This is a genomic window from Macrococcus hajekii (assembly GCF_004359505.1).
Classification (GTDB): Bacteria; Bacillota; Bacilli; order Staphylococcales; family Staphylococcaceae; genus Macrococcus; species Macrococcus hajekii.
In genome coordinates this window covers 1-237 of record NZ_SCWE01000058.1, presented here as the reverse complement: position 1 = coordinate 237, position 237 = coordinate 1, and the positions used below count along the sequence as shown (strand labels likewise).

Genomic DNA, 237 nt, shown 5'->3' with positions numbered 1-237 from the left:
CCGGATTCGTGATCGTCACTGTATGCGTGCCGTCGCCGTTGTCGACTACTGTCGCCGTTGGTGACTTACCGTCTACTCCGTCTTTGATGACTGTTGTTGTTGTCGTACCATCTGGATTTGTGATCGTCACTGTGTGCGTGCCGTCGCCGTTGTCGACTACTGTCGCCGTTGGTGATTCGCCGTCCGCACCATCTTTGATCACTGTTGTTGTTGTCGTGCCATCTGGATTCGTGATCG

The 237-nt window shown here is 54.0% G+C and carries 1 protein-coding gene; it reads right to left on the bottom strand.

Annotated features, from left to right (window positions below):
* On the bottom strand, nucleotides 1-237 hold a 237-nt coding region (locus tag ERX37_RS11360), incomplete at both ends, for a collagen-flanked surface repeat-containing protein (protein WP_208001709.1).